The 24558-nt window shown below is 59.9% G+C and carries 14 protein-coding genes and 9 pseudogenes; 12 read left to right on the forward strand and 11 right to left on the reverse strand.

The annotated features are described in order from the left end of the window. Positions 1 to 3 precede the first annotated feature (3 nt). The 5 genes and pseudogenes from ACMAUO_RS16940 to ACMAUO_RS16960 all read left to right on the forward strand — a co-directional run bounded on the left by ACMAUO_RS16940 (position 4) and on the right by ACMAUO_RS16960 (position 6819). The gene (locus ACMAUO_RS16940) at positions 4 to 1368 is read left to right on the forward strand and encodes an efflux RND transporter periplasmic adaptor subunit (RefSeq protein WP_420358094.1); all 1365 of its coding nucleotides are present in this window, start codon (positions 4 to 6) and stop codon (positions 1366 to 1368) included. Then, positions 1353 to 3512: a site-2 protease family protein gene (locus ACMAUO_RS16945; RefSeq protein ID WP_420358095.1), complete on the forward strand. Its 2160-nt coding sequence runs from the start codon at positions 1353 to 1355 to the stop codon at positions 3510 to 3512. The genes ACMAUO_RS16940 and ACMAUO_RS16945 overlap by 16 nt, the downstream gene beginning before the upstream one ends. 76 nt (positions 3513 to 3588) lie before the next feature. After that, a pseudogene (locus ACMAUO_RS16950) lies at positions 3589 to 4651 on the forward strand (IS3 family transposase). Positions 4652 to 5209: 558 nt separating this feature from the next. Next, positions 5210 to 5967: pseudogene (locus tag ACMAUO_RS16955) on the forward strand (IS5 family transposase). Between the two features lie 94 nt (positions 5968 to 6061). Then, positions 6062 to 6819 (forward strand): annotated as a pseudogene (locus ACMAUO_RS16960) (IS5 family transposase). A 30-nt stretch (positions 6820 to 6849) separates the two neighbouring features. Here the strand turns inward: ACMAUO_RS16960 and ACMAUO_RS16965 are convergent. After that, a complete protein-coding gene (locus ACMAUO_RS16965) occupies positions 6850 to 8172 on the reverse strand; it encodes a dihydroorotase (protein ID WP_420358096.1) in 1323 nt (440 codons plus the stop codon). Positions 8173 to 8358: 186 nt separating this feature from the next. Between ACMAUO_RS16965 and ACMAUO_RS16970 the strand changes: the two genes are divergently transcribed. Then, on the forward strand, positions 8359 to 9234 hold the full coding sequence (locus ACMAUO_RS16970) for a D-amino-acid transaminase (RefSeq protein WP_420358097.1): 876 nt from the start codon (positions 8359 to 8361) through the stop codon (positions 9232 to 9234). Here the strand turns inward: ACMAUO_RS16970 and ctlX are convergent. Together ctlX and ocd are read right to left on the reverse strand one after the other, a co-directional pair. Beyond that, the gene (gene ctlX, locus ACMAUO_RS16975; protein ID WP_420358098.1) at positions 9216 to 10187 is read right to left on the reverse strand and encodes a citrulline utilization hydrolase CtlX; all 972 of its coding nucleotides are present in this window, start codon (positions 10185 to 10187) and stop codon (positions 9216 to 9218) included. The two genes, ACMAUO_RS16970 and ctlX, sit on opposite strands and share 19 nt — an antisense overlap. Continuing rightward, entirely contained in the window at positions 10180 to 11226 is a 1047-nt protein-coding gene (ocd, locus tag ACMAUO_RS16980; protein WP_420358099.1) for an ornithine cyclodeaminase, read from the reverse strand. The genes ctlX and ocd overlap by 8 nt, the downstream gene beginning before the upstream one ends. A 128-nt stretch (positions 11227 to 11354) precedes the next feature. Here ocd and ACMAUO_RS16985 point away from each other — a divergent pair, with 128 nt between their 5' ends. Together ACMAUO_RS16985 and ACMAUO_RS16990 are read left to right on the forward strand one after the other, a co-directional pair. Next, positions 11355 to 11774, forward strand: coding sequence for an Lrp/AsnC family transcriptional regulator (locus tag ACMAUO_RS16985; RefSeq protein ID WP_420358100.1), 420 nt, complete (start codon positions 11355 to 11357; stop codon positions 11772 to 11774). Positions 11775 to 11972: 198 nt separating this feature from the next. After that, positions 11973 to 12092 (forward strand): annotated as a pseudogene (locus tag ACMAUO_RS16990) (transposase); the annotation flags it as partial. A 192-nt stretch (positions 12093 to 12284) separates the two neighbouring features. Here ACMAUO_RS16990 and ACMAUO_RS16995 read toward each other — a convergent pair. After that, positions 12285 to 12789 (reverse strand): annotated as a pseudogene (locus ACMAUO_RS16995) (IS3 family transposase); the annotation flags it as partial. A gap of 83 nt (positions 12790 to 12872) precedes the next feature. On the opposite strand from ACMAUO_RS16995, the gene ACMAUO_RS17000 reads away from it, so the two are divergent. After that, positions 12873 to 13969, forward strand: a protein-coding gene (locus ACMAUO_RS17000; RefSeq protein ID WP_420358101.1) for an IS3 family transposase whose coding sequence is annotated in 2 segments (ribosomal slippage) — positions 12873 to 13125 and positions 13125 to 13969 — 1098 coding nt in all. Because the reading frame shifts where the segments join, the coding sequence is not laid out codon by codon here. Continuing rightward, a pseudogene (locus ACMAUO_RS17005) lies at positions 13950 to 15504 on the forward strand (recombinase family protein). Before ACMAUO_RS17000 ends, ACMAUO_RS17005 begins: the two are co-directional and overlap by 20 nt. A gap of 143 nt (positions 15505 to 15647) precedes the next feature. Here the strand turns inward: ACMAUO_RS17005 and ACMAUO_RS17010 are convergent. From ACMAUO_RS17010 to ACMAUO_RS17025, 4 genes and pseudogenes are all read right to left on the reverse strand, one after another. Continuing rightward, positions 15648 to 16034 carry a type II toxin-antitoxin system VapC family toxin gene (locus ACMAUO_RS17010; RefSeq protein ID WP_420358102.1) on the reverse strand — a complete coding sequence of 129 codons (387 nt, stop codon included), beginning with the start codon at positions 16032 to 16034 and terminating at the stop codon, positions 15648 to 15650. Next, entirely contained in the window at positions 16031 to 16264 is a 234-nt protein-coding gene (locus ACMAUO_RS17015) for a type II toxin-antitoxin system Phd/YefM family antitoxin (RefSeq protein ID WP_420358103.1), read from the reverse strand. Before ACMAUO_RS17015 ends, ACMAUO_RS17010 begins: the two co-directional genes overlap by 4 nt. A gap of 164 nt (positions 16265 to 16428) precedes the next feature. Continuing rightward, positions 16429 to 17379, reverse strand: a complete 951-nt coding sequence (locus tag ACMAUO_RS17020) for an IS481 family transposase (protein ID WP_420358104.1) — start codon at positions 17377 to 17379, stop codon at positions 16429 to 16431. A 57-nt stretch (positions 17380 to 17436) separates the two neighbouring features. Beyond that, positions 17437 to 18533, reverse strand: a pseudogene (locus ACMAUO_RS17025) (IS630 family transposase). A 177-nt stretch (positions 18534 to 18710) separates the two neighbouring features. On the opposite strand from ACMAUO_RS17025, the gene ACMAUO_RS17030 reads away from it, so the two are divergent. Then, entirely contained in the window at positions 18711 to 19766 is a 1056-nt protein-coding gene (locus tag ACMAUO_RS17030) for an AraC family transcriptional regulator (RefSeq protein WP_420358105.1), read from the forward strand. A 215-nt stretch (positions 19767 to 19981) separates the two neighbouring features. Beyond that, positions 19982 to 20125, forward strand: coding sequence for a transposase (locus ACMAUO_RS17035; protein WP_420358106.1), 144 nt, complete (start codon positions 19982 to 19984; stop codon positions 20123 to 20125). Positions 20126 to 20174: 49 nt separating this feature from the next. Here the strand turns inward: ACMAUO_RS17035 and ACMAUO_RS17040 are convergent. The 3 genes and pseudogenes from ACMAUO_RS17040 to ACMAUO_RS17050 form a co-directional block, all read right to left on the reverse strand. Beyond that, a pseudogene (locus ACMAUO_RS17040) lies at positions 20175 to 20453 on the reverse strand (integrase core domain-containing protein); the annotation flags it as partial. A 24-nt stretch (positions 20454 to 20477) separates the two neighbouring features. Beyond that, positions 20478 to 21404: pseudogene (locus ACMAUO_RS17045) on the reverse strand (IS3 family transposase). Between the two features lie 314 nt (positions 21405 to 21718). Further along, positions 21719 to 24109: a TonB-dependent receptor gene (locus ACMAUO_RS17050; protein WP_420358107.1), complete on the reverse strand. Its 2391-nt coding sequence runs from the start codon at positions 24107 to 24109 to the stop codon at positions 21719 to 21721. Positions 24110 to 24558: the final 449 nt, after the last annotated feature.

Below are 24558 nucleotides of genomic sequence, written 5' to 3' on the forward strand. Positions count from 1 at the left end.
TTGATGTCGCATACCCCCCCGCGCGAGATCGCGGGCCGAGATGTCCGCCAGGCTGATCTGCTGCTGTTTTCGGGGGTCCTGGAACTGTGCGAGCGGATCAGGACCTGCCCGCGCGAGGAACTGGATTTCGTCCTTGTCAACGAAACTCGGGAACTGATTCCGTATCAGCAGGCGGCCCTTTACACGCAGGTGACGCAGGCCGTGACGGCGGTGTCGGGCGTGGCGGTGTTCGAGCGATCCGCGCCCTATGTCCGCTGGATCGACAGCGTATTCCTTGCCGTCGCCCGGCATGACAAAGGCGCGGGCGACGGCGCGGCGGGCACGGTGCGTGCGCTGACGGCCGCCGACCTGCCGGCGGAGGTCGGTGCCGCATGGGGCGACTGGCTGGGGGCACATGGCCTGCTGGTGCCGCTGGCCTCGCGCCACGGGCTGCTGGGAACCTGGCTGCTGGCGCGAAGCGAACCATGGACCGCGCGCGAGGCCCGGCTGCTTTCCCTGATCGGCGGGGCCTATGCCGAAGCTCGCCAGCTGGCCGACCTGCCTTATCGCCCCCCGGCACGCCATCGCGCGCGGCGCTGGGTGCTGGGTGGTGCCGCGCTGGTCGCGGCGATCGCGCTTTTTCCCGTCCGTTCCTGGGTGCTGGCGCCGGCCGAGGTGGTGGCGGCCGACCCGGCCTATATCCGCGCGCCCTTTGCCGGGATCGTGCGGCAGATCGATGCCCCGCCGAACGGGCCGGTGCGGGCCGGTGCGGTGGTGGTGGAACTGGAACGCGCGCAACTGGAAAGCCAGTTCCAGGTCGCCCGCAAGGCGTGGGAGGTAGCCCGGACCGAATATGACGAAGCGGTGCAGGCCGGCATGTCGGACCCCAAGGCGCGGGCCCAGGCCGAGCAGTTGCGCGGACGCATCGACGAGGAAGAGGCCCAGATGCGCTATCAGGACGACCTGTTGCGCAAGGCCTCGATCCCGGCGCCGATGACCGGGCTCGCGCTGTATAATGACCCTTCGGAATGGATCGGGCGGCCGGTGGAGGCCGGCGAACGCATCCTCATGGTCGCGCCCGCCCTGTCCCGACGCATCGAAATCCGACTGCCGGTGACCGAGATCGGGCATTTCGACCCCGGATCGACCGTGCGGTTCTTCGACAATGTGCGGCCCGACCGGCCGAACGAGGGCCGTCTGGTCTTTGCATCGTATGGCAGCAGCGCCACGACGGCCGGCATCCTTGCCTATACGCTGCGGGCGGACATGGGGGCCGACATGCGGCTGGGGCTGAAGGGCACCGCGCGCATCTACGGCCCCCGGCATGTCCTGATCCTGTGGGCGCTACGCAAGCCGTTGAGCATCGTCCGGCAATGGTTTTCGTTCTGAGCGCCGGGGCCGGCGTGTCCCCTGCGGCCCCGTCCGCGCCATCGCCGCCGCCGCCGGCTTGGCCGGCGTTGCGTGACGACCTGGAACTGCTGCGCGGCCCGGTCTTCGCCGGCGCCCCGACCTGGACGCTGTATGATCCGGCCCGCCATCGCTATATCCGGCTGGGCTGGGTCGAGATGGAAATTCTCCAGCGGTGGCACCTGGCCGATGTCCAGGCCATCATCGCGGACATCGTGTCGACGACGACCCTTCGGCCCACGCCGAAGGACGTGACCGACATGCTGCTGTTCGCGCGGCAGGCGGAACTGGTCACGCCCGGCCAGCGCGGTGACAGCGTGCGGCTGGCGCAACGCGCGCGCCGGCCGGGCGCGCTGACGTGGCTGTTGCATCATTATCTTTTCTTCAGGGTCCGGCTGTGCAATCCGGACCGGCTGTTGGCGTGGGCGGCGCCGCATCTGCGCTGGATCTTCACGCGCGGGTTCTGCGTGGGGGCTGGGCTGCTGGCGTTGACCAGCCTGCTGCTGATCGCGCAGCAATGGGCGACGTTCGCCCAGGGATTCGCGCGGCTGATGACGCCCGAAGGGGCGTTCGGCATTGCCTGCGCGCTGGTACTGAGCAAAATCCTGCATGAATGCGGGCATGGTATTGCCGCCCGGCATTTCGGTTGCCGTGTGCCGTCGATGGGTGTGGCGTTCCTGGTTCTCTGGCCGGTCCTGTGGACGGATACCACCGATGCGTGGCGTCTGACGCGGACGCGGGACCGACTGATCATCGATTGTGCCGGCATGGTGGCGGAGACGCTGCTGGCGGCGTGCGCGTCGATCGTGTGGAGCGTGCTGCCTGACGGCCCGCTGCGCGACGGGGCGTTCACGCTGGGCAGTTCGACATGGATCCTGACGCTGTCGGTCAATCTCAGCCCGCTGATGCGTTTCGACGGCTATTATATCCTGTCCGACCTTCTGGGCGTGCCGAACCTGCAGGAGCGGGCTTTCGCCTGGACGCGCTGGCGCACCCGGCGGCTGCTGTTCGGAGGGGACGCGCCGCCGCCGGAGCCGTTTTCGCGGCGGCAGGGCGGGTTGCTGCTGGGATATAGTATCGCGACCTGGTTCTATCGGTTCTTCCTGTTCACCGGCATTGCGCTGGTGGTCTATCACGCCGTGTTCCGTGCCCTGGGGGCGGTGCTGATGGGCATCGAATTGTGGGTATTCCTCGCGCGGCCGGTTCTGCGGGAGGCGGCGGAGTGGGTGCGGCAGATGCGGTCGCACCACCGGCATCGGCGTGCGCAGGTCACGGCGCTGGCGGTACTGGCCGGGCTGGCGTTGCTGCTGGTTCCGTGGCGGACGCACCTGCATGTGCCGGCCATCCTGCGGGCGGCCGAGCAGGCCGAGCTTTATACCGACGATGCCGGGGTGGTGACCGCCCCGCCGGTCGACGGCATCGAACTGGTGAAAGGACAGTCCGTCGCCGCCCTGCGCTCGCCCGCGCTGGAGCATGATGTCGCGGTAGGGCGGGCGCGGCTGGTTTCGCTGCAGGCCAGCCTAGCGGGACGCGATTTCGATCCGACGCAGACATCGGCCCTGAACGACACGATCGACCAGATCGCACAGCAGACCGCCGAACTAGACCATTTGCAGGCGTCCATGCGGCTGCTGACGGTGCGGGCACCTTTTTCCGGCCGGTTGGTGGATGTTCCAGCCGATATCCGGGCCGGCGACACGCTGCGTCGCCATGAGCGGATAGGCACCCTTGTCACCGACACGCGCGCCGTCATAGAGGCCTATGTCGACGAGGCCGATATCGAGGGGCTGCGCATCGGCGCGCGGGCTTGGTTCCGGGCACCGGGGGCGGACGGCGCGGTGACGGAGGCACGGGTAACGGCGATTTCGGCGGCTTCGATCGGGCATCTGGATTCGCCGGAAGCGGCGTCGGTCTATGGCGGTCATATCCAGGCGCGCAAGGACGATAATGGGCAACTTGTGCCCGATGGGGCCGTGTATCGCGTGATCCTGGAGCCGGAGAAGGTATTCGGGCGCATTCCTCCGCGCCAGCCCGGCACGGCCATTATCCAGAGCCGGCCGATGTCGCTGCTGACGCGGGTGTATCGCCGGACGGTTGCATTGCTGATGGGTGAAGCGGGATTCTGAATGACCCTTGACTGACCTGCTGTGTAGGATTTCTTTCGATTTGAAATAGAGTCTGGCCCATCGAGAGGACAGACTGATGAAGCACAGCCGTTTCAGCGAAGAGCAGATCATTGGCATCCTGAAGGAACAGGAAGCCGGGAGCATGACGGCGGATGTGTGCCGCCGTCATGGCGTCAGCGAGGCGACATTTTACAAATGGAAGGCCAAATATGGAGGGCTGGAGGTGTCTGAGGCCAGGCGGCTGAAGGCGCTGGAGGACGAGAACGCGCGGCTGAAGAAACTGCTGGCGGAGTCCGTTCTGAACGAGGCGGCGCTGCGCGAGCTTCTGGAAAAAAATGGTAGGGCCCGCCGTGAAGCGGGAAGCTGTCGCTCATTTGCGAGAAATTTTCGCGATGAGCGAGCGTCGGGCCTGCCGGGTGATTGCCGTGGATCGCACGATGGTACGCTATCGCTCGGTGCGGCCGGATGACGGCGCGTTGCGGGATCGCCTGCGCGCTCTGGCCGAGACGCGCCGCCGGTTCGGTTATCGGCGGCTGTTCATTCTCTTGCGGCGAGAGGGTGAGCGATCGGGGATCACCCGCGTCTACCGGCTTTACCGCGAGGAAGGGCTGGCGGTGCGCAAGCGCCGGGCCCGCCGCAAGGCGATCGGCACGCGCGCGCCGATCCTGGTGACGGCCCGACCGAATGCCCGCTGGTCCTTGGATTTCGTCCACGACCAATTGGATAACGGGAGACGCTTCCGCGTGCTCAATATCGTTGATGACGTGACCCGGGAATGTCTGGCGGCCGTGCCGGACACTTCCGTCTCCGGTGCACGTGTCGTACGCGAATTGACGGCGCTGATGGTCCAGCGTCGCAGGCCGGCGATGATCGTATCCGACAACGGTACTGAACTGACCGCGAATGTCGTGCTGAAATGGGCACAGGATCATGGCGTGCAATGGCACTATATCGCCCCCGGCCGGCCCATGCAGAACGGCTATGTGGAGAGCTTCAATGGCCGGATGCGTGACGAACTGCTGAACGAGACGGTCTTTACCAGCATAGCCCAGGCCCGCGCCATCATTTCTGCCTGGGAAACCGATTACAACACCACCAGGCCGCATTCGGCCTTGGGATATCAGATCCCGGCCCCATAGCACACCCTACAACCAGGGGCTTAACTTTCCCTGAGGCTCTACTTTCCGTTGGGTGAAAGTTCCACAGCAGGTCAAAATGTGGAATGTGATCACTTGGAAATGGTGGATGGTCACCCCGGAGAATCTCGAAAGGGTCTATCCTCGTGCGGTCTACGGGATCTGCTTCGCCGAAGGCATGTGCCGGGCCCTTCGGGATCAGGCCAGTCAGCTGCCCTATAATGCTGCGCAACGTGGGGATGCTCCAATCCATTCTGAAGGCAGACGAAAGGACTGGATCCAGGAAAACCAAAGACGGAAATGTTTGCCGGAACGGATCGAAATATTGAATATAATTCAAGCATGTTGGGTGCCGAATGAACGTCTCTCTATAGTGAGGGATGATTTTTATCCTGTACGGTTAGGGCGGCAGATACCCCCTCAGCCTCAGCCTGAAATGGCGTTCGAGGATCTGTTGCGTGTCAGAATTCCGGACGTGCTCTAGGCCCGATCGACATTCAGGATTTCCTTCTTTTGGAATGAGTGATTCATAGAGCACCGTGTTGGAGCACGGAGCGTGGGATGGGGACCAAGCGTTACGAGTTGAACGAGGCGCAATGGCAGAGGATTGCGCCTCTGCTACCCGGCAAGGTCGGTGATGCGGGGCGCAGCGGGACGGATAACCGCATGTTCGTGAACGGCTGTCTTTGGATTCTGCGCTCCGGCGCGCATTGGAAAGACCTGCCTGAGCGGTATGGCAAATGGAAGACGGTACATCGTCGGTTCAGCCGATGGTGCCATGCCGGGGTGTGGGAAAAGGTTTTCGAGACGCTGACGGCCGATCGGAACAATCAGTATCTGATGCTCGATTCAACCATCGTTCGCACCCATCAGCAGGCCGCGAGCGGAAAAGGGGGGCCAAAGATCAGGCGCTGGGGCGTTCTCGAGGTGGTCTGACGACCAAGATCCATATGCTGGCCGATGCGCTGGGCCGCCCGCTGTGCTTCGTTGTCACGGCTGGTCAGGTTGGCGACGTCACCCAGGCGCCGGCCCTGCTCGCGGGTCAGGAAGGGGCGGCCGTCATTGCCGACAAAGCCTATGACAGCAATGCGTTACGTGCCCTCATCGCTCAGATGGGTGCAAAAGCCGTCATTCCTTGCAACCCGACCCGCAAGATTATCATCTCGCACGATCCCATCGCCTACAGGCTACGCAATCGTATCGAGCGGTGCTTCAACCGCCTCAAGCACTTCCGACGCTTCGCTACCCGATATGATCGACGCACCATCCATTTCCTCGGCTTCGTTCACCTCGCCTCAGCCATGATCTGGATGGCCTGAATGTCGATCGGTCCTAGGCCCGATCGACATTCAGGATTTCCTTCTTTTGGAATGAGTGATTCATAGAGCACCGTGTTGGAGCACGGAGCGTGGGATGGGGACCAAGCGTTACGAGTTGAACGAGGCGCAATGGCAGAGGATTGCGCCTCTGCTACCCGGCAAGGTCGGTGATGCGGGGCGCAGCGGGACGGATAACCGCATGTTCGTGAACGGCTGTCTTTGGATTCTGCGCTCCGGCGCGCATTGGAAAGACCTGCCTGAGCGGTATGGCAAATGGAAGACGGTACATCGTCGGTTCAGCCGATGGTGCCATGCCGGGGTGTGGGAAAAGGTTTTCGAGACGCTGACGGCCGATCGGAACAATCAGTATCTGATGCTCGATTCAACCATCGTTCGCACCCATCAGCAGGCCGCGAGCGGAAAAGGGGGGCCAAAGATCAGGCGCTGGGGCGTTCTCGAGGTGGTCTGACGACCAAGATCCATATGCTGGCCGATGCGCTGGGCCGCCCGCTGTGCTTCGTTGTCACGGCTGGTCAGGTTGGCGACGTCACCCAGGCGCCGGCCCTGCTCGCGGGTCAGGAAGGGGCGGCCGTCATTGCCGACAAAGCCTATGACAGCAATGCGTTACGTGCCCTCATCGCTCAGATGGGTGCAAAAGCCGTCATTCCTTGCAACCCGACCCGCAAGATTATCATCTCGCACGATCCCATCGCCTACAGGCTACGCAATCGTATCGAGCGGTGCTTCAACCGCCTCAAGCACTTCCGACGCTTCGCTACCCGATATGATCGACGCACCATCCATTTCCTCGGCTTCGTTCACCTCGCCTCAGCCATGATCTGGATGGCCTGAATGTCGATCGGTCCTAGAACGCCCGCCGCGTCAGGCGGCGGCGAAGCGCACCGGCCGCCCCGCCGGCCTGCCCATCACCTCGTCCTCGCGCATGACGACCGTCCCGCGCACGATCGTCGCCTTGGGCCACCCCACGCAGCGATGCCCGGCGAACGGCGTCCAACCACACGGCGAGACGATCCAGCTTTCCTCGATCGTCCGAACGGCCCCCATATCGACGATCGTGAAATCCGCGTCATAGCCCGGCGCGATCCGCCCCTTGTCCAGAGCGCCATAAACCCGCGCCGGCCCCTCCGCCATCAATTCCACCATGCGCTCAAGCGACAGGCGCCCCGCATTGACATGGTCCAGCATGATCGGGACCAGCGTCTGCACCCCCGTCAGCCCCGCCGCCGTATTGGGCCACGGCCGCTCCTTGGCCGCGCGGGAATGCGGCGCATGATCCGAGCCGATACAATCCACGCCGCCGCTCTTCACCGCCGCCCAAGCGGCGTCATAATGCCGCTGGTCGCGGATCGGCGGGTTCATGATCGCATATCCCCCCAGCCGGTCATATACCTCCGGCCCGATCTGCGTCAGATGATTGACCAGCAGTTCGGCGGTCGCCAGATCGTGGTAATCGCGCAGATAGGCCAGTTCCTCGGCCGTCGAGACATGCAGGATATGCGCGCGTCGCCCTGTCTTGCGCGCCAGGGCCATCAGCCGCCGCGTGCCCAGAAAGGCGCATTCCTCATCTCGCCATTCCATGTGCAGGCGATGCGGCTGCCCCTCATGGAACAGCGCCTTGCGGGCTTGCAGGCGATATTCATCCTCGGAATGATAGCATACCCGGCGATGGCCGCTGCGCATCAGCCGCTCCAGGCTCTCGTCATCCTCTACCAGCAGGTCGCCGGTCGAACTGCCGGCGAAGACCTTGATGGCGCAGACATTCGGCTGAACCTCCAAGGCCGCCAGATCGGGAATATTGGCCTTCGTCGCGCCGACATACAGCCCGACATCGCACCAGACCGCACCGTCCAGCATGGCGCGCTTGCGATCCAGGACGGCGACCGACGTCACCGATTCCCTTGTGTTGGGCATGTCGAACACTGTGGCGATCCCGCCCAGCACCGCGCCGCGCGTGCCGTCACCGAGCGTCTCGACAGCCAGGTCGCCGGGGTCGCGCAGATGCACATGCGGATCGATCAGTCCGGGCAGCACATGCAGGTTCGTACAATCGACGACCTCACGCGCCACGGCCCGGCCCAGATCGCCGATCTGGACAATCCGCCCGTCGCGGCAGCCGATATCGGCCCGCTCCATGGTTCCGGCCACCACCGTGCCGTTGCGAAGGACAAGATCAAACCCGGTCATGCGAACCCCCTCTGCCGACCTCCCTGACTCGTCCCGCGCCACACCGGTCGTCAAGCAATGCGTCAGCCAAGACTATAACTTCGCTGAATAATCTTGCCGAAGATCGCGCATGATTTCGGAGAGTCCCGCGCCTAAACCTGCTGCGAGACTAGGCTTCACACCCCAGAGGAAAACAGGCGGACAGACATGACACATGCAGGGGACAACCGCGTCGCCTTCGTCAACGGGGCGTTCGTGCCGCTGGCCGAAGCGTCGATTCCGGTGATGGATCGCGGCTTCCTGTTCGGCGACGGCGTCTATGAGGTGACGGCCGTCATCGAACGGCGCTTCGCCGACAATGACGCCCATCTGGCACGGCTCGACCGCTCCTTGCGGGCGATCGATATCCCCAATCCCTATTCCGCCACCCGATGGACCGAGATCGAACAGGAACTGGCCCGCCGCAACGCCCTGGAGAACGGCCTGATCTATCTCCACGTCACGCGCGGCGTCGCCGAACGCAATTTCCAATATCCGGCGGGCCTGGCGCCGACGGTCGTGCTGTTCGCGCAATTCAAGCCCGTCCAGTACAACCCGATCATCGAAACGGGCGCGCGGGTCGTCACCCTGCCCGACCTGCGATGGAGCCGGTGCGACATCAAATCCACCTCCCTGCTCGCCCAGGTCTTGACCAAGCAGGCCGCGCAGCAGGCCGGCGCCAATGAAGCCTGGATGGTCCGCGACGGCGCCATCACCGAAGGCGCGTCGTCCACCGTCTTCATCGTGACCAGAGAGGGCCAGATCGTGACCCGGCGCCTCTCGTCGGCGGTGCTCCCCGGCATCACGCGCCTGACGATGCTGAAGATCGCCCGCGACATGGCGCTGGAGCTTGTCGAGCGCGACGTGACGCCCGACGCGGTCCTGGCGGCCCGCGAAGCCTTCTATACCAGCGCCTCGACCATTGCCGTGCCAGTCGCCACCCTCGACGGACAGCCGATCGGTGACGGACGGCCCGGTCCCGTCTTCCAGGCGCTCTACAGCGCCTATATGGACGCCATCATGGCTCAGCCGCCGGTGTTCTGATCCGCCGGCGCGGGGCGGGGCGTCAGGTGCAGGCCGGCCATCATGCAGCGCACGGACCCGCCGGCCAGTTCGATGGTCGGCACGTCCAGGGGCAGCAATCGCGCATGGCGCTCGATCAGGGCGACCTGCGCCGGCTCCAGCGCCTCCAGCGCCCGCCGCGACAGGGCCAGCAACGCGCCGTCGCGGCCCTGCAATTCCAGCGCATTCGCGCCAAACACCTCGACCTGCGCATGCGACAGCACAATCACGACCCGGCCCGTTTCCTCCAGGCGCGCGACGATCTCCCGCCGCCGCGTCGGATCGACGACCGTGTCCGCCCCCAGCAGCGCGAACCCCGTCCCGACACACATCAGCACATTGGTATGGTAAATCAGCCGCCTATGGCGATCCGCCGCGTCGAACACGACCGGCTCGAAATTGAAATGGGTACAGAACCGTTCCAGCGCGATGTCGCTGCACCGGTTCGATTTCGCGGCATAGGCAATCCGCCCGATATGGTCGAGAACCATCGCCCCCGTCCCTTCCAGCGCCAGCCCGTCCTCCTCTAGCCCCGAATAATCGATCACGTCCTGCACGCGATAGGTCCGCTTCAACATCTCGATGATGTCCCAGCGCCGCTCCTTGCGCCGGTTGGGCACGAACATCGGATAGATGGCGACATGCCCGCCCGCATGGGTGGAAAACCAGTTGTTCGGAAAGACGGAATCCGGCGTCTCCCGCTCCAGATCATCGAAGAGATGCACGCGCACGCCGGCTCTCTCCAGGCTTTCACAAGCCCGCGTCACCTCGTCATGGGCACGGGCGGCCACAAGCGTCGCGGCAGCGGTCGCGGATGTCTGGAAACTGTTGTCCGCCATCGTCTCGGGATTGGGATGGAAATGATGCGGCCGGATCATCACGACCGCGCGCGGCGCCTGCACCGACAGGATCTGCCTTGCCGCCCCCTCACGCATGGACAGCGTCCTTCTCCCCGATCGTCTCTCCAGCCACCAGCCCGAACAGATCCCTGGGGTCGTCCGGCTCCGTCACGAGATCGATCTCCTCATAGAACGACGTGCCGTCGATCTGGTCATGGAGATAGCGCAGAACCGAAAAATCCTCGGTCGCGAAACCGACGGAATCGAAGATCGTGATCTCCGCATCAGATCGCCGCCCGGCCGCTTCGCCCACAATGACGCGCCAAAGTTCCGTCACGGGAAAATCGGCATGCATCTGCTGGATCTCGCCCTCAATCCGCGTCTGTTCGGGAAATTCGACGAAGACACGGCCACGCGTCAGGATATCCGCCTGCAACTCGGTCTTGCCCGGACAATCCCCGCCCACGGCGTTCAGATGCACGCCGCTGCCCACCATATTGTCCGACAGAATGGTGGCGTTCCGTTTGTCGGCCGTCACGGTGGTCAGGATATCCGCCCCTTGGACGGCCTCCTGCACACTGTTCGCCACCACGATCCGCAACCCGGCCCGATCCATGTTACGCACGAACTTTTCGGCGGCATCCCGATCGACATCGAAAATCCGCAGATCGGTCACCTCACAGATCTCGCGAAAGGCCATGGCCTGGAATTCCGACTGGGCGCCCAGCCCGATCAACGCCATGACCCGGCTATCCGGGCGGGCAAGATATTTCGCGGCCAGCGCCGATGTCGCGGCAGTACGCAGCGCCGTCAGCAGCGTCATTTCCGACAGCAGCAGCGGATACCCCGTCCGCACGTCCGACAGCACGCCGAAGGCCGTGACGGTCTGCAATCCCGCTTTGGTATTGCAGGGATGTCCATTGACATATTTGAACCCGTAGAACCGTCCGTCACTGGTCGGCATCAGTTCGATCACGCCGTCGCGCGAATGGCTGGCGATGCGCGCCACCTTGTCGAAATCCGACCAGCGACGGAAATCCGCCTCCAGATAACCGGCCAGTTCCCGCAAGGCTGTCGCGACGCCGATGGCACGCAGCCACCGCACGCAATTGCCGACACCGACATAACGGACCATCTCTTCCTCCCGGATACGCGATCGTTACGAAGAAAGTGCCGCTGAAAATCACCAGCCTCCATAGACAGTCTGCCTGCCTGGACCTATTTTTCCCGACAGAATGTCCATCCGGCGGAACAGAAAGATCAATGCACACCTATGACAACCTCGACCGACGGCTAATCGCGGTCCTGCGCGGCGACGGACGCGCCCCGGTCGCCAAGCTCGCCACCATCCTCGGCGTTTCGCGTGGAACCGTGCAGACGCGCCTCGACCGCTTGCAGGAAAGCGGCGCTATTCTCGGCTTCACGGTCCGCGCCCGACAACATGCCGACGACATCAGCGCCATCATGCTGATCGAAGTCGCCGGCCGTTCGACCTCCGCCGTCATCCGCAGCCTGCGCGCACTGCCGGAACTCCACGCCCTGCATACGACAAACGGTACATGGGACCTGATCGCGGAAATCCGGACCGACACACTGGCCAATTTCGATCGTACCCTGAGGGAAGTCCGCCAGATCGACGGCGTCCTGAATTCCGAAACGTCGCTGAAGCTAAGTTCCGTCTGACAATACTCTTAGGAAAAGTTTTTGAAAAAAATGATCTACCTCCGTACAATTGTTCAGACTTGAATGTCTTTTTTTTCGGTAGATTTTGATCCTACCCTTGAAATACCCTTGATTTTGATAATTTTCTCCCGAAAACCTGATCGTTTTTGGGTAGAGTTTTCCGTGTGCCTTTTCTCTGGCTGAGATGAGCGGAAAGCGATGAAGGCTTCGAAATTTTCGGACGCACAGAAGGCGTTCATTCTGAAGCAAGGGGCTGACGGCATCCCCGTCGCGGAGATTTGTCGGAAGGCTGGGATCAGCCAGGCGACATACTTCAACTGAGAGAAGAAGCCTGTTCCCTCAAACCACGCGCGATCCCGCGCTGACGGCCCGCCGGAGCAACATAGATGCCCTCGAGAAAAGCGACAGGAGTAGACGAGCACCCGTTGGCGTAGTCATGGCGTATAACCGTGTCGGCCTGACCCTGCAGGATGAAGCATCCCGGGTTTCCCGGAGGCTATTTGGTATGGCTCACGCAGCCATATTGATATTTTCAAGGGCTGCATAGTAGTTGGCTTCGGCCTCGGCCGGTGGGATATAGCCGATAGGACCGAAGAGGCGTTGGTTGTTGAACCAATCGACCCAGCGCAACGTTGCCATCTCCACGGCCGACACACCCGGCCAAGAGGGCTGCCGCCAGATGACCTCGGCCTTGTAGAGGCCGTTGATGGTCTCGGCCAGGGCGTTGTCAGTCCCCGACGCTGCCGACCGAGGGTACCAGATTAGCTTCGGCCAGGCGTTGAGTGTAGTTCATGGCCAGGTATTGGACGCCCCGGTCGCTGTGGTGGATCAAGCCATCCTCGGGTCCGGGCCTGCGGGCATGGATCGCCTGCTCCAGAGCATCCAGCACGAAGTCGGCGGTGGCCGACGTGCTGACCTTCCAGCCGACGACGCGCCGGGCATAGGCGTCGATCACGAAGGCGACATAGACGAAGCCGGCCCATGTGTGGACGTAGGTGAAATCGACCACCCACAGGGCTGACGTGCTCCGCGAAAACACGGCCATTTTGAGTTGGAATTTTCCACGTAAGATCCCGTAAGCGGGACGAGGAGAGTTTCATGAAGGCATCGAAGTTTACCAAGGCGCAGATCGCGTTTGTATTGAAGCAGGCGGAAGGGGAAACACCTGTCGCCGAGGTCTGTCGGAAGGCCGGCATTTCGGATGCGACGTTCTACAACTGGCGGAAGAAATATGCGGGCCTGATGCCGTCCGAGATGAAGCGGCTGCGGCAACTTGAAGACGAGAACGCGAAGCTGAAACGGATCGTGGCGGACCTGTCACTCGACAAGGCGATGCTGCAGGACGTGCTGTCAAAAAAGCTCTGAGGCCTGCGCGCAAGCGCGAACTCGTGGACAAGCTTCAGGGGGAGTGGAAGATCTCGACACGGCGCGCCTGTGCGGTGCTGCAGATCGATCGTTCCCTCTATGTCTACAAGTCGAAGCGCGGCACGCAGGCCGAACTGACACAGCGGATCCGGGAGATCTGCGCAACCCGTGTGCGCTATGGCTATCGCCGTGTTCATATCCTGCTGCAGCGGGATGGCTGGGCGGTGAACCCGAAGCAGATCTATCGTCTTTACAAGGAGTTGGGCATGCAACTGCGCAACAAGGTGCCCAGGCGCCGGGTCAAGGCGAAAGTGCGCGAGGACCGTCGTCCTGCGGCGCACACCAATGATAGCTGGGCGATGGATTTTGTTCACGACCAGCTTGCGACGGGCCGCAAGATCAGGATCCTGACCGTGATCGACACCTTCTCCCGTTTCTCGCCGGCCACGGATCCCCGGTTCAGTTATCGCGGCGAGGATGTCGTCCAGACCCTGGAGCGGATCTGCGGGCAAATGGGTTATCCCAGGAGCATCCGGGTCGACCAGGGCTCGGAGTTTGTCAGCCGGGATCTTGATCTATGGGCGTATCAGAAGGGGGTCGTGCTCGACTTTTCCCGCCCGGGCAAGCCGACCGACAATAGCTTCATCGAGTCCTTCAACGGCAAATTCCGGGCCGAGTGTCTGAACACGCACTGGTTCATGAGCCTTGACGACGCCCGGGCAAAAATGGAGGCTTGGCGTCAGGACTACAACGAGGTCCGGCCACACAGCGCCCAACCCCCGATATCGCTACTGAACGGCTCTCCGGCGGATCTGTCGGTTGAGCCTTGACCCCGGAAGTTTCCAGTTCACGCTGGCCCAAAGTCGGGGAGCACTTCACAACCCCACAGACCCTAACTCAAAACTGAGGGCATGTTCGGGGCAGGGTCAGCAGCGTGGACGCTTTACGATCGTACTGGCCGAGGCGATGGATCGCCTGTCCCGCGACCAGGAGGACATCGCCGGCGTCTTCAAGCGCATGAACTATGCCGGCGTGCGGATCATCACCCTTTCCGAGGGCGAAGTCTCCCACCTTCATGTCGGCCTCAAGGGCACGATGAACGCGCTGTTCCTGAAGGACCTGGCCGAGAAGACCCATCGCGGCCTGCGGGGACGCGTGGAACTGGGCAAGTCCGGCGGCGGCAACGCCTACGGCTATGACGTGGTGCGCAGGCTCGACGCCAATGGCGAACCCATCCGGGGTGAGCGGACCATCAACGTGGTGGAAGCCGAAGTGATCCGTCGCATCTTCCGCGACTTCGCGGCCGGGCTGGGGCCACGCGCCATCGCCTTCCGTCTCAATGATGACGGTATCGCGGCACTGGGCTGCGGTGCCTGGGGTTTCTCAACCATCAACGGCAACCGCCAGCGCGGCACCGGCATTCTCAACAACGAGATGTATATCGGCCGCCTGGTCTGGAACCGACTGCGCTATCTCAAGGATCCCGAAACCGGCAAGCGGGTCTCCCGGCCCAACCCAACGGACGCTTGGGTTATCCAAGAGGTGCCGGAATTGCGGATCATCGACCAGGTGCTGTGGGACAAGGTCAAGGCCAAGCAGAAGGCGATCAAGATCAATCGCGACACCGGCGACACCAACCGCCTGCACGAGCGCCAGCGCGGCAAATACCTGTTTACCGGCCTGACCAGGTGCGGCTACTGTGGCGGCGGCTATTCAATGGTGTCTGGCACCCTGGTTGGCTGCTCCACTGCCCGCAACAAGGGTACCTGCGGCGAGTTCACCCGCCGGATGAACGAGCAGCGGATCGAGGCCTCGGCCGGCATCAGCGTCGCCAAGGCAGAACTCCAGCGCGTTGAGCGCGAGTTCGACACATTGATGGATGCCTTGCTCAAAGGCACCCTGCCCGAGGAGCGGATCAAGGAACGCAGCCAGAGACTGGAGCGACGGAAAGCCCAGGCCGAGGAGACCCTGGCCACCATCGACGAGCCGCCGCCTGTCCTGCATCCCAGCATGGCGGTCGTCTATCGCGAGCGGGTCACAGCGCTGCACCATGCTGCATTCCGAGCTGGACGAAAAGCGCCAGGAGGCGGCCGAGGTGATCCGCTCGCTGATCGAGGCGATCATCCTGACGCCATCCGACAAGGGACTGCAGATCGACGTCCGGGGCGATCTTGCCGGCATCCTGACGATCGCAGCGGTGGCAAAGCAAAAGAGCCCGACCGTTTCCGGTTCGGGCTCTGTTCCTGCATCGCAAATCAAGATGGTTGCGGGGGCAGGATTGCTTCTCAAGTTGCGACAATCGCAAGGTGAGAATAAAGCGGGCTTAGATAATTGTTTTGAAAAGTTTTTTTCTGCGCTCGCTTGATCTTTCCCCAATCATAGCGCCTCCTGTCTCCCAGGAGTAGGACAGCTCCGATTCAAAGCCATGACTGTTGTCGCGAAGTGATCCCACCGGTTCAGATCGGTTCGTATCCACCATCCCCTCGTTCGTACGTCCGCTTTAGGCGATCACCAAAGACGATTGATGGCGAAGTTGTCAAACAAGGCCTCGTTGGAGATCAACGTCATACCCTCGGCCTGCGCTTGGGCAATCAGGAAACGGTCAAACGGGTCTTTATGAGCAATGTTCATCTCGCCCGCCATGCGAGCATGAGTAACGCTGATTGGCAGATCAACGAACCCCTGCCCAGCAACAATAGCCTCAAAATCCTGTGCCAGCAGGGCCGCCCCCGGCAGTTTACCGATGCGGAACTTGGTTGCGACCTCCATGGCCGAAGCCGCGCTCACGGCTATGACGTTGACCTCATCCGCTATGGCCTCTTGGGCGCGGCGGCTCAAATGCTCGTCGCCCGCCAGCCACCAGATCAACGCATGTGTATCAAGCAATAGCCTCAAGCGAGATTCCACCCGTCCAGTTCATCGTCGGGCAGCACCTCATTGAAGGTCTTATCCAGGGTGATCTGGCCTTTAAGCGCCCCAAACACGCGACGACCCTGCGGCTCCACCGGCACAAGGCGCACTACTGGCACAGAACCACGTGCGATCACCACATCACCACCCGCAAGCGCGTCGGCAATCAGGCGAGACAGGTTGGTTTTGGCATCGTGAACCGAAAACTGGGCCATGAGACACCTCCTTAGCTAAGAATATAGCTAAGAAGCCTCCCTTTGGCAAGGGGCGCGTTCTACTGGCTTTGTTGCGTAAATGCTCGTAGGGGAGACACGGAGTGAATCCAGACTGATAGCTGGACGTCATGGCCTGCTGCCGGTTTCGTGGACAGCAGGTTAAGCTAAGTGTTTAGTCCCGGGGTTTGGTGGTACGAATCTATGATGAATTGTGATGGCTCTTTCTGCCACTGCTGACAAATGAATTCGTATGGAGTGAGACCCCGCAGGGTTTTGAGCCTACGGGCGAAATTGTAGGCAGCAACGAAGTCTGCGAGGTGTTGGCGCAACTGGTCATGCGTTTCGTAGTAGAAGCGCTTGACGGTGGCGTCCTTGATCGTGCGGCTCATCCTCTCGACCTGACCATTGGTCCAGGGATGCTTCACCTTCGTCAAACGGTGCTCGATGTCGTTTTCGTCACAGACCCGATCGAAGATGTGGTGGAAGGCATACGTGTCGCAGGCCCGATTGGTGAACTGGATGCCGTTGTCGGTCAGTATTGTATGGATTTTATAAGGAATAGTCTCGATCAGGCACCGAAGGAACTCCGCTGCAACCATTTTGCCCGCTTGCTGATGAAGCTCGACATAGGCGAACTTGCTGGTCCGATCGATGGCGACAAACAGGCGTAGTTTGCCCTCTGCCGTCTGCACCTCGGCGATATCGATGTGAAAATAACCGATCGGGTAGGTCTTGAACTTGGCACGCTTCGGCTTGTCGCCTTCGGTATCAGGCAGGCGGGAGATGCCGTGACGCTGAAGACAGCGATGCAATGAAGAGCGCGTCAGGTGTGGGATCGTCGCCTGTAGCGCATAAAGGCAATCGTCCAGAGGTAGTAAGGTATGACGGCGGAACGCCAAGACGATAGCTTCTTCCTCGGTCGACAGGACGGTCGAAGAAGGCACCTTCGGGCCGGTGCGTCGATCTGACAGACTGCTCCGGCCCTTCCATTTGGCGACCGTCTTCGGGTTGATCCCGTAACGCTTCGCCAGAGCCCTCAGGCTCTCTTGACTATGCTGTATCGCTCGACGGACTGCCGCTGTCGTCGTGGCGCTCCCGTGGTGAACCTGGCCCATGGCGCATCCTTCCACTCATGTGAAAATAATGCACCACCAAATCCCGGGACTAAACACCTAGTGTCCTGAATCTGAAGTTCGGTTCATTGTCTTGTGACAAAAGCGTTTCACCGAGGCGAGGATCTGATCAGCTGATTTGACTCACCGATACGGCCTGGGATTTTTGTTATGTGCGTCGATAAAAGTGGTGATGTTGGCTTCGAGTTCGGTTGTTGACCAATGCACGCCGCGTTGGAGTTGCTTGCGCGTCAGTTCAGCGAACCAACGCTCTACCTGATTGATCCAGGAAGCCGACGTGGGTGTGAAGTGAACATGCCAATGCGCGCGGCGCGCGAGCCATGTCTTGATCGTGGGCGTTTTATGTGTGGCATAGTTGTCCATCACGAGATGCACATCTAGGTCATCAGGGATCTCAGCGTCGATACGCTTCAGGAAATCCAGAAATTCTGTGGCACGGTGACGTTTGTAGGATTTGCCGATCACCGTACCCGTCGCGATGTCGAGGGCTGCAAACAGCGACGTCGTGCCGTTCCGGAGATAGGTATGGGTGCGTCGTTCCGGCACGCCCGGTGCCATGGGCAGGACTGGCTGTTCGCGGTCCAGCGCCTGGTCTAGGATTTCTCGTCAACGCACAGCACGATCGCGCGGTTCGGCGGCGACATGTAAAGACCGACAATATGCCGAACCTTGTCGACAAATAGCGGGTCCGTCGACAATTTGAAGGTTTCGGCCCGATGCGGCTGCAGACCGAAGGCGCTCCAGATCCGGCGGATGGTCGTATGCGACAGGCCGATCTCGCCAGCCATGGATCGGATCGACCAATGGGTCGCGTCTTTGGGCGTTGTGTTCAGCGTGCGCTCAATGACCTGCGTGACTCGCGCATCCGACACCGTGCGGGGCCGGCCGGTACGATATTCGTCGGTCAGGCCTTCGATGCCATCTTCGACAAACCGCCGCCGCCATTTGCCGACGGTGTGCTCATGCACTCCCAGACGTGTAGCAACCTCCTTGCTCTGCAAGCCTTCGGCGCAGAGCAGAATCATCTGGCAGCGATCCGACAACGACCGCGGCGCCTTGTGACGCCGGACCCGCCCTTCAAGAAACGTCCGCGCCTGCGGACTCAGCACCACCTGACCTGCCTGTCGTCCCGCCATCGTTCTGCTCCCGTCATTGCGACAGGAGCATCATATAATGATACTTATTTCAGTTCCAGGTGACTAGCCCATGTGAGCAATGCGAATTACTCATGGACATTTGTTGATATCTCGATATGATTAATCCCGCAAGGTCAGGCCAGAAGATAGCGGGTAGACGGTGGAGACTAGGGCGCCATGTTTTCTTTCGTGCCAGAATCCCAGCGAATCAACGTATCGCATGTGCCCATAGAATTGGGGATAGATAATCAATTCATCAGTCGTGACCTTGAGGAGATTCATTCATATATGAGCCGGGTACATCTACCACATGGCCTCACGCTTGATGGTGATCACGATGCACTTGATTTCCGGCATAAGCAGGTCTCACTGCAAACTCTCAGCCTCAATTCGACCGACTATGGGCGCCCTGGCAGTCGCGTCTGCGTGGATATTCCTCCGAGCACGAAACTGACACTCGCCCAGATCTCACTGGAGGGAACGGCGGAAATCGAGCAGAGAGGACAGGTGATTCTCCTTCGCCCCGGCCAAATGTGCCTAATGGATTTGCGGCGCGAAGTATCGATCCGCTTCGATTCCGGCTATCGTCATTTCCTCGTCAAGATTCCGACCGCATCCCTTTCTCAGATCATACACGAAATGGGCGGAGTAGGTGATGCGTTAGTTTTCACATTGGAGCCTGTCTCCCTCCAGGGACAAGCAGCAGGATTCGCCCAGTTACTTTGGTCGATCTGTGCAGATTTACAGTCTGGTGGAATTAGTTATTTGCACCGTTACGTAATTTCGACCACAGAACAAATGCTAATGCGCCTCCTTCTAACTGCCGTACCGCATAATTATTCTTCAATTTTACAGAAGAAGTCCGGCGGAAGTATACCATATTACGTCCGCAGAGTTGAAGGCTGGATGCGTAATCATGCTAGTGAAGCCGTGGCGCTTTCCGACCTTATTTCGGTTTCTGGTGTAAGCGCGCGTTCGTTGCAAGCTGGGTTCAGGCGTTTTTACAATGAAACACCAATGAATTACTTGAAAAATATGAGACTTGATAAAGCCCATTCTCTTTTATCCAACCCAGGGAGATTAACGAATGTTACCGATGCGGCATTCGCAGTTGGATTTTCACATTTAAGCAAATTCGCGCGAGATTACCGTGTCCGTTTTCGCGAAGCTCCCTCCGACACATTGCGTCGGGGGCTGGAAAATATCTCACTGTTTGTCCGGAATCCCTCATAGAGCATCTCACGAAACGACGAATTTTCTCTTTTTTATTGAATAATTTACAGCATTCATTGAATTTAATTTAATAAAAATAATTCCATTCTGATTATATAATCTTGACTGGTATCGTTTATATCTCCAACTTATTAGAGACTGTTTGCGAATGTGTTGATACGATGGTTTGGGCCTGATTCAAGCTTGGGATGTGGACCCGAGCGAGCCGTGGCCGGATGGCCGGATTTGAGAAGCAATCAAAGCGCTACCGGACCGATATGACGGACGAGGAATGGCTGTTCATTCAGCCGTTTCTGCTGTCAGTGGCCAAGCGCTGGCGCAAGCCTGCGACGGACCTGCGCGATGTGCTTGACGCGTGATCTGCTCCCGAAGGTTGGACCGCCGGATGGTAGAGTTTCCGGCGTGGTTTCACGGTAACGGGCTGGATACGTCACCGGGAATATGCAGCGAGATCGGCGTCCTGTTGCCAATCACCCCATGTGGGCGGACCTCGTTGTAGTCTCTGCGCCAAGCCTCCAACTTTTCGCGTGCATCCGCAAGCGTTAGGAACCAGTGTGCGTTCAGGCACTCGGCCCTCAGACGGCCGTTGAAGGCCTCGATGAACGCATTGTCCGTCGGCTTGCCGGGTCGGGAGAAGTCCAGTGTGACATTGTTGGCATAGGCCCAGAGATCCAGATCGCGTGTGACCCTGCCCCGAACCTGCCCTCAGATTTAAGTTAGGGTCTGTGGGTTGTTGTATGCCGTTTTGGCGTGTTGAGCGAAAGCCTCTGGCGTCATGCCATTGAGGCTGGTGTGGGGCCTGACAGCGTTGTAGTCGGCCCGCCAGGCGTCGATGACCGTCCGAGCGTGGGCAAGGTTGCGGAACAGGTGCTCGTTGAGGCATTCGTCGCGGAACCGGCCGTTGAAACTCTCGACGAACCCGTTCTGCTGCGGCATTCCCGGGTGTAGTCGTCGACCACCGTCAGCACCCGGAAACGCCGTCCGATGTTCAACGCGTCCGACACGAAGTCCAGGCTCCAGCGCTGGTTCGGCCCGTCGGGCAGCACCATTGGCGAGCGCGTGCCCAGCGCCCGCTTCCGACCGCCCCGCTTGCGGGGACCGACAGACCCTCCTCGCGATACAGCCGAAACAGCTTCTTGTGGTTCATGGCGATCCCTTCGCGGTCGAGCAGGATGTGCAGCCGCCGATACCCGAACCGGCGCCGCTCTCCCGCCAGTTCCCGCAGACGGGCACGTGCTGCCTTGTCGTCCGGACGGCACGACGCATAGCGCCACGTCTTCGGATCGATGCCGACCAACCGGCACGCACGGCGTTGCGTGTAACCCCGCTCCGTAATCGCCCAGGTCACGGCCTCCCGCCGCAAACCGGGCGTCACGAGTTTTTTGCCAGCAGGTCCTTCAGCGTCGAGACGTCCATCACGCTCTCCGCCAGGAGCCGCTTCAGCTTCGCGTTCTCTTCTTCAAGAGCCTTGAGCCGCCGCGCCTCCGATACTTCCATGCCGCCGTATTTCGACCGCCATGTGTAGAACGTCGCATCGCTGATCCCGTGCTTGCGGCACAGATCGGCCGCCGACGCACCCGCCTGATGCTCTTTCAGGATCCCGATGATCTGGTCCTGCATGAAACGTGATCTCTTCATTGCCTGTCTCCAGTGGACAGACCTTACTTCAAATCGACGGCATTTCAGGGGGCAAGGTCAGATGCCGTCAGCCCCTTGTTTCAGAATGAACGCCTTCTGCGCGTCCGAAAATTTCGATGCCTTCATCGCTTTCCGCTCCTCTTAGCCAGAGAAAAGGCACGCGGAAAACTCTAACCAAAAACGATCCAGTTTGTCGGGAGCAGATCACCACACAGGTCTGTGTCTATAACCGTTGATATGACACGCTACTGCACTTCCCCACAGGCCAGAGGCGACGATGGCCGCAGTGCGTCACCACATAGGTCTCCGTGCGGTTACAGATGATATCCAATAGTTACACCCCACCAGCGTGGCATACCGTATGCGATTTCACTGCACCCGCAGATTGTCGAGAGATCATAAGACGTGATACCGTAGCGCTTATCGAAGATGTTGGCGACATTGGCCTCGAACGACCAGCCCGAGGGATGCTTCCAGGTCAGTTGCGAACCGAAGATATTGTATCCATTCAAACGCTGCGAGGTGAAGTTCCGCACATTCGTGTAGAAGGACGACTGGCTGTAGACGTCGATGCCCCAGTTCAGGGTACCCCCACCGACCGTGAAGGGGAACCTGTAGTCCGAACGGGCCGTAAACTGACGCTGCGGCATGAAACTGGGCTGCGTGTTCCTGTAAAGGCCGGGCGCGATGGCCAGATCATGGATCGTGGCATGCTGCAAGGAGAGGCCTGCCGTGACGGTCCACCCTTTTAAGGGGCGAAATCCCCACATGAATTCTCCGCCATACATCGTCGCGTTCCGGTTCTGGACATAACCCGAGGCATTGGCGAACGTATAGGCCTGATAATTCTGGTAGTCGTAGTAATATCCCGAGAGGTTGAACATGATACGATCATGGAGGAAGCTCGACTTGATGCCGCCCTCGTAATCCCATAGCGTTTCCGGCTTGTAGGCGACCTGGGACGCCGGCAACGACGAGGCTGGATCATAATATTTGTCGTTGAAATTGCCGACTTTTGTGCCGCGACTGACATTGGCGTAGAACAGTACGTCCCTGGTCATCTGGTAATTCAAGGCCCATTTCGCCGACCATAGCGTATTGCCGCGTGTATCCGTATAGGGATTCTGCAGCGTGGCATAATAATCCGTAACATTGATGGAATAGGGATTACCGCTGAGATACCGATCTGACGTCAAGTGATAGTTCTGATGTTCCTCGATGATCCGGCCGCCAACCGTAGCCGTCAGTTTGGGCGTGATCTTGTATTCCAACTGAGCAAATTCGGAAAAGGAACGGTCCATCAGATGGGTCTGGTTGATGTCATCGATGCCGGTTCCCGTGAATCCGTTGCCAACTGCGTAAAGGCTGTCTTCGGGCGCCAGATATCCCGCTTGTGAGTGGGTATCGATATACAGAAAGTTCGCGCCCGCATTCCAGATCAGCTTGTCGAAATGACCAGTGGCGCGCAATTCCTGCCAAACGGCGTTCTGCTGTGCCGCTTGGCCGACATTCACGAAATTTGAAGGCGACGAATCGGCGTCTGTGAAAAGCTGCTTCGTCATCCGCTTGAAATCCGTCACGGAGCTGATGGTCGTATTGCCCAAATCGTAATCGATATGTAGCGCGGCATCATACAGACGAACCTGATTGCAGGAGGCACAAGCAAAGTCGCTCGACGTCGCCAACTTTCCGGCCGGCTGTCCATAATAACCCAGACTTGTTTTCCCGATGGCGAACAGACTATTGGTCGTCCTACCCTCTGCATCGGTAACCGCCGTGGATGCGTAGGTGTTGTAGGGCGAAGACGAATCGTTGCTGCGCATGCCCGACCCCGTCAGGCGGATCTTCAGGTTGTCAGTGACCTGCGACTGGAGTTGCAGGCGCCCTCCAACCGTGTCGTCGCCGCCGAGGTTCGGCTTGCCGGGATATTCGTTCACCATATACCCATCGTTCCTTTTATAGAGGAATGAGACCCGCCCTTCGAGGTGTCTGGCGACCGGACCACCAACTGCGGTTTCGACTTTGGTCTGATTATAGGCACCGTAAGTCGCGTTGATATAGCCGCTGAGATAGTCGGTCGGCTTTGCGATATTGAAATTGACCAGGCCGCCTGTTGCATTGCGCCCGAACAGGGTGCCCTGCGGCCCCTTGAGAATCTCCACGTTCGTCAAATCAAAAAGGCCAAAACTCTGCCCCTGGATATTCGGAACATAAGTATCGTCGATATAGACGGCAACAGGTGGCTCGACGCCGTCCGTAATATCATTCTGTGTGACACCGCGAATGGCGAAGGCCGCGAACTGTCCGGCGGCAGACGCCGAAACGAACACGCCGGGCGTCGTGCGTCCAATATCCGCACTGTTATTGATCTGCCGCTCGCGCAGCTCCGTTCCAGAATAGGTATTGACTACAATCCCGACATTCTGCGCGCGTTGCAGGCGGCGTTGGGCACCGACCATGATTTCCTCGGGCGCCGCGGCGCCCGTGGCAGGCGCCTTCTTTATCACGGGCGTGGCTGGCACTGGCTTCGCGCGGGTCACTACGGGGGCTTGCCCCGTCGACACGGCCGATGCCTTCTTCGCCTTGTGAAGAGTGCCTGGAGTCGCTGCAAGCGCAGAGGTACCAGTTGCCATAGTTACAGAAAAACAGGCCAGTACCGTCCCGTTACGAACAAAACGCAATGATCGCTTTGAACTCGAATACATTTGTGTCTCCCTGTCGGATATCCCGATATATTTTATTCATAAAGTTATAGTGATTAAGCCAAACACTCATTACAGGTAACAATTATTTAGATTTCGACACATTCTGTTCTCCCATCACACCTCTTCCGATCCCGACAATCCGAATCCCTTCTTTTTTCCAAATCCAATTCGAATATTCGTTATTTACGAAAGCTGCTGAGATTTTAATGAGATGAACCCAGGACACTTTCTTCCACTCGAACAAAGAAATCGAATTCAACTCTATCGACGAAAAGCCCCATCAGAACCTTATCTTTGATAATCAGGGGTTCTCTCGCGGAAAAAATAGTTTCCTTTCTTGGCTCCCCCATCACCAAAACGAGTGGAAAAGCTGACTGTGGCAACCTTTTGCCGTCAGGTCTTATAATGACTCCGTGCCGTCGCCGGAGACACACAATCACCGTGCGACA

It is taken from the genome of Gluconacetobacter brunescens (genome assembly GCF_048695475.1).
In the GTDB taxonomy this organism is placed as follows: domain Bacteria; phylum Pseudomonadota; class Alphaproteobacteria; order Acetobacterales; family Acetobacteraceae; genus Gluconacetobacter.